Here is a 352-nt window from a genome sequence, read left to right as displayed (position 1 = left end):
AGCAACCGCATTGGCCGCCGCAGCAATCGTAATAACGCCGGAATTGTCAAGCGAGGCCAGGGCATTGCCCGTGCCGTTGACAGACGCATATTGATAGAAGCCCTCGCTATCGATCTCGGCATCGGCCGAAGCATCACTCGCCCCTGCCGCCGAGGCATTGGCCGTAATCGTGATCGTACCACTGTTGGTTAGCAGCGTCGAGGCGTCGCCTTCGCCAGAAACATAGGCATACTGGTCAATGCCCGTATCCACGCTGGCAGAGGCCGAAGCATCGCCGTCAGCAGCAACCGCATTGGCAGAGGCAGCAATCGTCATAACGCCGGAATTGTCAAGCGAGGCCAGGGCATTGCCG

The 352-nt window shown here is 59.4% G+C and carries 1 protein-coding gene; it reads right to left on the bottom strand.

The genetic code is table 11. From position 1 onward, the window contains the following. Nucleotides 1-315, bottom strand: a 315-nt coding sequence (locus tag M3P36_RS15090; protein ID WP_249704530.1) for a hypothetical protein, incomplete at its 3' end; no start/stop codon positions are given. Nucleotides 316-352 lie beyond the last annotated feature (37 nt).

Source organism: Altererythrobacter sp. KTW20L (genome assembly GCF_023501975.1).
Lineage (GTDB): Bacteria > Pseudomonadota > Alphaproteobacteria > Sphingomonadales > Sphingomonadaceae > Alteraurantiacibacter.
Note: the sequence above shows the minus strand (reverse complement) of the source record. Positions and strands in the feature narration are given on the sequence as shown.